This window comes from Paraburkholderia dilworthii (genome assembly GCF_000472525.1).
Classification (GTDB): Bacteria; Pseudomonadota; Gammaproteobacteria; order Burkholderiales; family Burkholderiaceae; genus Paraburkholderia; species Paraburkholderia dilworthii.
This window is the reverse complement of record NZ_AWZT01000091.1, coordinates 1-9,721: the sequence shown is the minus strand read 5'-3', so window position 1 is coordinate 9,721 and position 9,721 is coordinate 1. Positions and strand designations below refer to the sequence as shown.

General features: G+C 59.1%; 5 protein-coding genes and 2 pseudogenes. 5 read left to right on the top strand and 2 right to left on the bottom strand.

What is annotated here, in order from left to right; genetic code table 11:
- A pseudogene (locus F759_RS0134430) lies at positions 1 to 224 on the bottom strand (IS66 family transposase); the annotation flags it as partial.
- Positions 225 to 653: 429 nt separating this feature from the next.
- On the opposite strand from F759_RS0134430, the pseudogene F759_RS39630 reads away from it, so the two are divergent.
- Positions 654 to 1,475 (top strand): annotated as a pseudogene (locus tag F759_RS39630) (porin); the annotation flags it as partial.
- A 635-nt stretch (positions 1,476 to 2,110) separates the two neighbouring features.
- Here the strand turns inward: F759_RS39630 and F759_RS0134420 are convergent.
- A complete protein-coding gene (locus F759_RS0134420; RefSeq protein ID WP_027803780.1) occupies positions 2,111 to 2,650 on the bottom strand; it encodes an Lrp/AsnC family transcriptional regulator in 540 nt (179 codons plus the stop codon).
- 192 nt (positions 2,651 to 2,842) lie between these two features.
- Here F759_RS0134420 and mdeB point away from each other — a divergent pair, with 192 nt between their 5' ends.
- From mdeB to F759_RS0134400, 4 genes are all read left to right on the top strand, one after another.
- On the top strand, positions 2,843 to 5,557 hold the full coding sequence (gene mdeB / locus F759_RS0134415) for an alpha-ketoglutarate dehydrogenase (RefSeq protein ID WP_027803779.1): 2,715 nt from the start codon (positions 2,843 to 2,845) through the stop codon (positions 5,555 to 5,557).
- A gap of 43 nt (positions 5,558 to 5,600) precedes the next feature.
- Entirely contained in the window at positions 5,601 to 7,358 is a 1,758-nt protein-coding gene (ilvB, locus tag F759_RS0134410; RefSeq protein ID WP_036026068.1) for a biosynthetic-type acetolactate synthase large subunit, read from the top strand.
- 127 nt (positions 7,359 to 7,485) lie between these two features.
- Positions 7,486 to 8,778, top strand: a complete 1,293-nt coding sequence (aceF, locus tag F759_RS39625) for a dihydrolipoyllysine-residue acetyltransferase (protein ID WP_274533511.1) — start codon at positions 7,486 to 7,488, stop codon at positions 8,776 to 8,778.
- 18 nt (positions 8,779 to 8,796) lie between these two features.
- On the top strand, positions 8,797 to 9,721 hold a 925-nt coding region (locus F759_RS0134400), incomplete at its 3' end, for an FAD-dependent oxidoreductase (protein ID WP_027803777.1).

Below are 9,721 nucleotides of genomic sequence, written 5' to 3'. Positions count from 1 at the left end.
TTGCCCCTGATCGTCTCCTCAATCCTGTATAGCGCGCCGATACGCTCGAGCGCTTCGGTGTTCAACGCATTGGGACGCGCTGCGTGCAATTCATAGAACTGTCGCCGGGCGTGTGCCCAGCAAGCCGCCTCCGTGACGCGCCCGGTTTCGTAGATGGCCTGGTAGCCACCGTATGCGTCGGCTTGCAGCGTACCGTTGAACGACGCGAGGTGCTGCTGCGGATGAGCCGTTCCCGCGCATAACGCGTGTACTTGCCGGCGCGGATATGCGTGCAACGTTCGCTGGAAATTCGGGCCTCGTTTCCATCGGGGGCGGGACTGTCACGTTTCAAGCGATGGAAGCGCTGAGGACGACCGGGGGACAGCTGTCACGATCGACGAGACGCAAGCTCGAGCAGATCAGGTAGAGCTGGCTCGCGCCGGCTTGTATGTGGAACTCTCAAGTGCCTCGGCGCTGAGTGGCCTCAAGAAATTGGTGCATGAGGGAGTTGTGCCTCGTGACGCTAACGCTGTCATCGTCACGACTTCTCACGGGTACAAACAGGAAGTGCACTACGAGTGGCCGCTTGACGCAACCTCGCTTCGATTGATGTAGAGGGGGCAGAGAATAATGGAAAGGTGTCGGTACCTCATCGGGGACGTGGGGCGCGGGCGCGGTATGAGAACATCGTCTCTTCCTACGCAGTGAGGTTCACGTCAACGCAAATGGGCGCACGTCCGGGCGACATCGATAACTTCAACAACTCTTACCGCACCAACAACGCAATCAAATACGCGAGTCCAAACTACGGCGGCTTTACGTTCGGCGCCGTGTATAGCCTTGGCGGCGTTGCCGGAGACTACTCGCGGAACCAGGTCTGGTCAGTAGCTGGTCGATACGCTAACGGCCCACTTCTGCTGAGCGCTGCATACCTCAACGTGCGCAACCCGAATGTCGCCTTCTTTGGCAATTCCACCTCTGGCACGGTCAGCACCACCACGTCGAACGTCTCGTCGCCGATCTATAGCGGATATAGCTCCGCGCACACCTACCAGGTTGTTGGAGCGGGCGGTGCATACGCGATTGGTGCTGCTACGATTGGGGCAACGTATTCTAACGTGAAGTTCTATGGGCTTGGGTCATCATATGCGTCGGCATTCGCGGGCCAAACCGCCACATTCAATAATGTGGAAGTGAATTTCAAATATCAATTCACACCGGCGCTTCTTGTTGGTATCGCGTACGACTACTTGCGGGGTAGCAGTATTAATGGTAGTTCGGCACCCGGGTATAAACAGGGCATGGCCGGCGTCGATTACTTCCTGTCGAAACGCACCGATATATATGTCGTCGCCGACTACCAGCACGCAAGCGGCTATACCGCTAGTTCGACGGGGACCGGCGTGACTGCAGCTGTGGCTGCTCTGCCCACGCTTTCGGCCTCTTCCAACTCAAACCAGCTCGCGGCTCGCATTGGCATTCGTCATAAGTTCTGACGGACGCACTGTCATTGCTGCGTTGGGCGAACTTGGAAGGACTTGAGTGGCAGGTTAGTCTGTCGTGTCAAAATTGGGTCTCCGTCTTGGCCTTTGACCCGCAACGGATCAAACGGGTCAAGGCGTCTTTTTTGCGATCTGTTGAAGGAGTGTCAAAGTACTGTCCCCAGACGATCGTGCCGTATTCGTCGATCCGCCCTGCTCTACGGACTGTCGTTCGCGTTCCAGACCAACCGCGGCGCGCTGGCTGGCCGTTGCGTTGACGGAACTCGATCGAGATGTTTGGATTTGCTCGTTTGCGCACGGGACGACAGCCACTACTCGGTGTCGACGCGGTTACTACCGGCTTTCTGCGCCGCTTCTAATTCCATTAGAGGGCTTGGGGCGATCGATACTGGATTGGCCGCAGAGTTATCAATCCACGAGATTCTTGCTTGATTGAAAGCGACTTCGGTGAATGCTGTCCATCCTCGACTAGCCATGCAATTGCATACGCGCCAGCAGTACTTAGGAAGGACTCGTGTCTTCGCGATTTATACAATGCCTGTTTGAGCGGGCGGCTATCTGCCGGCACGACGCGTTGTTGTCAGGCGCAACACGTTGCCGTCGACGAGCAGACGTTGGCTGCCGCCTGTTCAGGTCCACTCCAGAGGTACTTCGTCGCCGCTCGGGAGTGTGAGGCCTGGAGTCGGCAGCGGCAACGCCGTCTTGTAACGCACTTGCTTCAGCGCGAAGCTGGATCGGATGTTCGAGACGCCGGGTATTTTCGTAAGCCATTGCACGATGAAGTGCTCGAGGCTCTGCATATCGGGCACGACAACTCGCAGCAGATAATCGGAATCGCCAGTCATCAGATAACACTCCATCACTTCAGGCCGGTCAGCGATCTCTCTTTCGAAGCAGCGTAACGCGTCTTCTACCTGTTGCTCGAGCCTGACCTGAATGAACACGTTGATACGCAACCCTAGCGCGCCAGCGTCGAGGAGGGTGACGTGTTGCCGGAACAGACCGAGCTTTTCGAGAGCGCGTACGCGATTGAAGCAGGGGGTAGGCGATAGATTGACCGCGCGTGCAAGGTCAGCATTGGTGATGCGCGCATTGTCTTGCAACTCGCGCAGGATCGCGATGTCGGTGCGGTCCAAACGACGCGAGGAGAGCTTAGTTTCGGAGGTCATGGTATGGAAATCTCATGTGAGGCAGCATTGCAAGAATTTATACCCTATTTGCAGCTGAGACGGTCAAGAAAAGAGACGCACATTTTGTGAGAGCGTAGCTAACCTCTATGCCACACCGTCGAACTGCATCGTTCGATTACCACGATCCTCACGAGTTTCACGAATTCACACCCAGTTCAGCCTGGAGTTGTCATGACCGATTTATCTAGCGGTGCTCAGCCCGTTCTCGCCCTTACTCAAACCCGTATCGACAGCGACCCGCAGGAGACTGCCGAGTGGCTCGCTGCACTGGATGGCGTGGTGGAGCATGTTGGGCTCGAGCGTGCCCAGTATGTTTTCGACCGCCTGGCCGTGCACGCGTTGTCAAGCGGCATTGCAACGGCGCGTGCGAACATCACGCCCTACGCCAATACCATCCCGGTCGATCAACAGCCGCCGTTTCCAGGCGATTTCGATACCGAGGAGCGACTTGCCGCCGCGTTACGCTGGAATGCGCTCGCGATGGTTGTGCGGGCGAACCGTGCGTATGGCGAACTCGGTGGACACATCGCGAGCTATGCATCGGCAGCGGATCTGTTCGAAGTCGGTTTCAATCATTTCTTTCGCGGTGCGAATGATGCGCATGGTGGCGACCTCGTCTACTTCCAGCCGCATTCGTCGCCGGGCGTGTATGCGCGCGCGTTTCTTGAGGGCTTCCTGAACGAGGAGCATCTTGAGCACTACCGTCGCGAGATCTCGGGACCAGGCTTATGTTCTTATCCACATCCCTGGCTGATGCCCAATTTCTGGCAGTTTCCGACGGGCTCGATGGGCATCGGGCCAATCAACTCCATTTACCAGGCGCGCTTCATGCGTTATTTGCAGAATCGCAGCCTGCTGAAGACTGAAGGTCGCACGGTCTGGGGCTTTTTCGGCGACGGCGAGATGGACGAGCCGGAATCGATCGGCGCATTGTCGCTCGCGGCACGTGAGGGGCTCGACAACCTGGTCTTCGTGATCAATTGCAATCTGCAGCGGCTCGACGGCCCCGTGCGAAGTAACGGTCGCATCATCGACGAGCTCGAAGCGCAATTTACGGGCGCGGGATGGAACGTCATCAAGGTCGTGTGGGGCTCCGACTGGGATGGCCTTTTCGCACGCGATCGCACCGGCGCCTTGTTACGCGCATTTGCGCATACCGTCGATGGACAGTTTCAGACCTTCTCAGCCAACGATGGCCCCTACAACCGCGAGCGCTTCTTCGGACAGAACGAGGATCTGGCGGCGCTTGCCGCCCATCTGAGTAATGACGACATCGACCGCTTGCGGCGGGGCGGCCATGACGTGCGTAAGCTGTATGCGGCGTACGACAAGGCACTGAAGCATAGTGGCCAGCCCACGGTCATTCTCGCGAAGACAATGAAGGGCTTCGGCATGGGCTCGATCGGCCAGGGGCGCATGACGACGCATCAGCAGAAGAAGCTCGACGTCGAGCAACTGAAAGAGTTTCGCGACCGGTTCCGTTTGCCTCTTTCAGACGAGGATGTCGAGCAGCTGCGGTTCTATAAGCCGGCGGATAGCAGTCCGGAAATGCGGTATCTGCATGCCCGACGAGTTGCACTCGGCGGGTATCTGCCCCGCAGACGAACAGCCGCGTCGCAGACCCTGACCGTGCCGGCGATTTCGGCCTGGGGGCAATTCGCGCTGGATGCCAACGGTAAAGAGATGTCTACCACGATGGCGATCGTGCGGATGCTCGGTAGCCTGTTGAAAGATGCGTCGCTTGGGCCACGCATTGTTCCCGTTGTCGCCGACGAGGCTCGCACGTTCGGCATGGCAAACCTGTTCCGTCAGGTCGGGATCTATTCGCCGCTCGGGCAACTGTACGAGCCGGAAGACATGGGTTCGATGCTTTACTACCGCGAAGATACCGGCGGACAGATACTGGAAGAGGGTATCTCGGAGGCTGGCGCTGTGTCGTCGTGGGTCGCGGCGGCAACTTCATACAGTGTGCACGATCTTCCGATGCTGCCTTTCTACATCTATTACTCGATGTTCGGCTTTCAGCGCATCGGCGATCTGATCTGGGCGGCCGCAGACCAGCGGGCACGTGGCTTTCTGGTTGGCGCTACCGCGGGCAAGACGACACTCGGTGGCGAGGGTTTGCAGCATCAGGACGGCACGAGCCATCTGGCGGCTTCGACGGTGCCGAACTGCCGCGCCTACGATCCCGCATTCGCCTACGAGGTGGCCATGATCGTCGACGAAGGGATGCGCGAAATGATCGAACGTCAGCGCGACGTATTCTATTACCTGACCGTGACGAACGAAAACTATGCGCAGGCTTCGCTCCCTGGTGCACCGATCGAAAGCGTTCGCGAGGGCGTGCTCAGGGGGATGTATCCGCTTGACGCGGCATCACTCGAACGGGCCCAGGTCCAGTTGCTCGGCTCGGGCGCGATTCTGGGTGAAGTGCAGGCGGCGGCGCGCATCTTGAAGGAAGACTGGAATATCGAAGCATCGGTGTGGAGCGTGACGAGTTTCACCGAGTTGCATCGAGACGGCGCCGCAGCCGAGCGCATCGAGCGTTTGTTCGTGGAGGATCAGAGCACTGCTCCGTATGTGACGTCTGCGCTGTCGAGCTCGAGCGGGCCCGTGATCGCGGCGACAGACTATGTACGCGCCGTGCCAGAACTCATCCGCGCGTACGTGTCTCGCCGCTACGTGACGCTCGGTACGGATGGCTTTGGGCGCAGTGACACCCGTGCGGCGTTGCGAGCCTTCTTCGAAGTCGATCGGAATTCGATCGCGATCGCTGCGTTGAAAGCACTTGCGGACGACGGTGCAATCTCGGCCGATATCGTTAGACAGGCCGTTGATCGCTATGGCAACCGAGACGAGCACAGAGCCGCGCCGTGGCAACGGTGATCCGCACTACGTGGAGCTAAAAATGAAGATTGCGGGTTCGGAGATGCAACAGGTCGCGAAGGCAGATCCTTCGGGCGCGTCGGGCAAAAAAGTCCATGCATCGGGAGCACAGATTGTCATCTCCGTGTTGCGTGAAGAGGGGGTTGATACGGTTTGGGGATATCCGGGCGGTGCCGTCCTGCCGCTTTACGATGCGCTCCAGGAAACGGTCGATATCACGCATTTACTGGTTCGCCATGAACAGGCGGCCGTGCACGCAGCAGATGGCTTTTCGCGTGCAACGGGAAAGGTGGGTGTTGCGCTGGTGACGTCGGGGCCGGGCGTGACGAACGCGGTGGCGGGCATTGCTACCGCCTACTTTGATTCGATTCCGATGGTGGTGATCTCCGGCAATGTTCCCACACACTCTATAGGAACCGATGCGTTTCAGGAGTGTGATGCTGTCGGGATCACACGGTCGATCGTGAAGCACAACTTTATGGTGCTGGACGTCTCACAACTTGCGAGGACATTAAAGAGCGCGTTTCACATCGCCCGCACCGGGCGTCCCGGACCTGTATTGGTCGATATTCCCAAGGACGTACTTCAGGCGAAGACGCCATTGTGCATCCCTGAAACGGTTTCCTTGCGATCCTATCGCCCGCGTATAGATCCTCATATCGGCCAAGTGCGCCGCGCGGCCCAGGCGCTCGCGCGCGCACACAGGCCGTGTATCTGCGTGGGCGGCGGCGCGGTCGCCTCCGGTGCAAGCGACGAAATCGCGGAGCTCGCGCAACGACTCGATTCACCGGTGACAAACACGTTAATGGCGCTCGGCGCGTTTCCCGGCTCAGATAGCAGATGCTTAGGGATGCCGGGACTGCATGGTACGTACGAAGCCAACATGGCGATGCAGCATTGTGATGTGCTGATTGCGCTCGGTGCGAGATTCGATGACCGGGTCATTGGGAATACCAGCGACTTCCGGTCGGACCGAAGGACGATTATTCATGTTGATATCGATCCCGCGACCATCGACAAGCGGGTGCAGGTTGATATTCCGATCGTAGGGGACGTCAAGACTGCGACGCAGGCGATTCTGACCTTGCTCGAAGAGCAGCGTATCAATTCTGAAAATCGCAGCGACTGGTGGCGTCAGATAGGGATCTGGCGGGAGAAGCGTTGCCTCGCCTACGAACCGGACGCCAACGTAATCAAGCCGCAGTTCGTCATCCAACGGCTCTGGGAAGCGACAGGAGGGGATGCCTATGTTTGCTCCGACGTGGGGCAGCATCAGATGTGGGCCGCGCAGCTCTACGGATTCAACAAGCCTCGTCGATGGATCAACTCGGGCGGCCTGGGAACGATGGGAGTGGGACTGCCTTATGCCATGGGAGTGAAACGTGCGTTTCCGGATGCCGACGTGGTTACGGTGACAGGGGACGGGTCAATCCAGATGTGTATCCAGGAGTTGTCGACCTGCAAGCAGTACGAACTTGGAGTCAAGATTGTTTCACTCAACAATGGCTATCTGGGCATGGTGCGGCAACTGCAGCATGTAAGCTACGGCGACCGGTACTCGCATTCGTACATGGACGCGTTGCCTGACTTCGTCGCGCTTGCCGGCGCATATGGGCACGTCGGTTTCCGCATCGAGCGCCCGTGCGATGTCGAGCCCGTGTTGCGCGAAGCACTTGCCATGAAACACCGTACCGTGTTCATGGATTTTGCCACTGATGCATCGGAGAACGTTTGGCCTATGGTTCGAGCAGGTGCGGGTTTGACAGACATGCTGATGAATTCAGGCGACCTCGAGAGATAGGTCAGTCTGGCCAGGACTGCGCGAAGCGGTGGTGCCTGGCTGTTTGCGCGGACACTGATGCATTCACGAGACGTAGTGCAAACAGGTCGTTGGCCCTGCTTCGAACCGCCATTGGGAGAATATTGAGGTGCATGTTACAGAGATTAAGGTGCCGGACATCGGCGATTACATGGACATTCCTGTGATCGAGGTGCTGGTGAAGGCGGGTGATACCGTCGAGAAAGAGCAATCGCTCGTTACGCTGGAATCCGACAAGGCGACCATGGACGTGCCGAGCTCGGCTGCCGGCGTCGTCAAGGAAGTGAAGGTCAAGGTCGGCGACAACGTGTCGGAAGGTTCGCTGATCGTCGTGCTGGAGGGCGCAGCAGGCGGCGCGCCGGCTCCGGCTCCGGCAGCGAAACACGAAACAGCGAAGTCGTCGGATGCGCCGGTCGCTCCGTCGCCCGCACCGGCCCCGCCGTCGACACTCGCGCAAGCGCCACTGATTCCGGCGGACGAGGACGGCACGCGCCGCATCAGCCACGCTTCGCCGTCGGCGCGCAAGTTCGCGCGTGAACTCGGCGTCGACGTGACGCAAGTCTTGGGCACGGGTCCGAAGGGTCGCATTACGCAAGCCGACGTGGCCGCGTTCATCAAGGGCGTCATGACCGTTCAGCGCGCGGTGCCGGCTGCGGCTGGCGGCGGCGAGCTGAACCTGCTGCCGTGGCCGAGAGTTGACTTCACGAAGTTCGGACCGGTCGATCCGAAGCCGCTGTCGCGCATCAAGAAGATTTCCGGCGCGAACCTGCATCGCAACTGGGTCATGATTCCGCACGTCACGAACAACGACGAAGCGGACATTACCGAACTCGAAGCGCTGCGCGTGCAGTTGAACAAGGAAAACGAAAAGGCCGGCGTGAAGATCACGATGCTGGCGTTCGTGATCAAGGCCGTGGTGTCGGCCCTGAAGAAATTCCCAACGTTCAACGCGAGCCTCGATGGCGACAACCTCGTGTTCAAGCAGTACTACCACGTGGGTTTTGCCGCCGATACGCCGAATGGTCTGGTGGTGCCGGTGATTCGCGACGCCGACAAGAAGGGTCTCGTCGAGATCGCGAAGGAAATGACCGATCTGTCGAAGGCCGCACGCGACGGCAAGCTAAAGCCGGATCAGATGCAAGGCGGCTGCTTCTCGATTTCATCGCTCGGCGGGATCGGCGGCACGCATTTCACGCCGATCATCAACGCGCCCGAAGTCGCCATTCTCGGTCTGTCGCGTGGAGCGATGAAGCCGGTTTGGGACGGCAAGCAGTTCGTGCCGCGTCTCACGCTGCCGCTGTCGCTATCCTGGGATCACCGAGTCATCGACGGGGCGGAAGCTGGGCGTTTCAATGCGTTTCTGGCGGCGCTGCTTAGCGATTTCCGTCGCGTGGTTCTTTGAACGAGAGGTGGATTGTTCATGACTCTCATTGAAGTCAAAGTACCCGATATCTGTGATCTCAGCGATATTCCCGTCATCGAGGTACTGGTCAAAACGGGTGACACGGTCCGGAAGGAGCAATCGCTCGTCACGCTGGAGTCGGACAAGGCGACGATGGATGTGCCGAGCGCGGAAGCCGGTATCGTTAAAGAAGTGAATGTGAAGGTTGGCGATAAAGTTTCGGAAGGTACGCTGATTGTTCTGCTGGAAGCTACAAACATTAGGGCGTACGAGGCGTCTGTTGCGGGAGCACCGTCGAGCACCACCGCATGCGCGGCTCCGCAAGCGGGCAGCTTCTCTGGCAAGGGCGATATCGAGTGCGACATGCTCGTGCTCGGTTCGGGCCCCGGCGGTTACTCGGCCGCGTTCCGTTCGGCCGACGTCGGCATGAAGACGGTGCTCGTCGAACGTCATTCGACGCTGGGCGGCGTGTGTCTGAACGTCGGCTGTATTCCGTCCAAAGCGCTGCTGCACACGGCGCTCGTGATCGACGAAGCGGAAGCGCTCGGCGCGCATGGCATCACGTTCGCAAAGCCGCAAATCGATCTCGACAAGTTGCGCGAGTTCAAGTCGGGCGTCGTCAAAAAGCTGACGGGCGGCCTCGCCGGCATGGCCAAGATGCGCAAGGTCGAAGTGGTGACGGGCACCGGCTCTTTCGTCGATCCGAATCACATGGAAGTGCAGACCGAGGGCGGCAAGAAGGTNGTCAGGTTCAAGCAGGCGATTATCGCCGCAGGTTCGGAGGCGGTGAAGCTGCCGTTCATTCCGGAAGATCCGCGCGTAGTGGATTCGACCGGCGCGCTCGAACTGCGCCAGATTCCGCAGCGCATGCTGGTGATCGGCGGCGGCATCATTGGTCTTGAAATGGCGACGGTGTATGCCACGCTCGGCGCGAAAATCGACG